This is a genomic window from Pseudomonas sp. MD195_PC81_125 (assembly GCF_014060985.1).
Classification (GTDB): domain Bacteria; phylum Pseudomonadota; class Gammaproteobacteria; order Pseudomonadales; family Pseudomonadaceae; genus Aquipseudomonas; species Aquipseudomonas parakoreensis.
Genome location: NZ_JABULD010000795.1, coordinates 1 through 515, shown reverse-complemented (window position 1 = coordinate 515; position 515 = coordinate 1). Strand labels below are relative to the sequence as shown.

1 protein-coding gene is annotated in these 515 nt (G+C 50.9%); it reads right to left on the bottom strand.

What is annotated here, in order from left to right:
* Positions 1 to 92: hypothetical protein (locus tag HT737_RS32925; protein WP_374011215.1), on the bottom strand; the 92-nt coding region annotated here is incomplete at its 3' end.
* Positions 93 to 515: the final 423 nt, after the last annotated feature.

Here is a 515-nt window from a genome sequence, read left to right as displayed (position 1 = left end):
TTCAGTTCTCCTTTCCAGAACGCCTCTTGCGCTTTCTTCAGTTCGCGGTCGCGACCGATGCGCGGAAATCCGAGGGAATGGGCCAGTGCCATGACAAACAACTCCAATGTCTTGTTGATGGCGGCCATTGTCGGGATCAGGCACTGGTGAGACAAACTCATTTTAATCTTGATGATCACAAGTTTCCCTCATGATCGAATGCCAGCTGTTTGCCCGCTGAAAACATGTTTTGCCCTGCAGGATATTCCTGCGCGAATCAAGCAATCGAGCGCGGTCACGACGCCCTTTGAATACTCAATGACGCCTTGATGTAAACCCTCTGAAACCGCGCCGTTGCAGGCTTTGATTCTGTTCTATGGTTAGATCGAAATGGCTGTATCTGCGGCTGACTAATGGTTGCGACAGATCATGTCTGCGCCTATGTTGCACGCGAGCTTTTCCCCGCGAATGGAACGCGATCAACACCACTACAAGAGGTGAAGAAATGTCAAAGGATTCACGCCCTGCCGTACTTG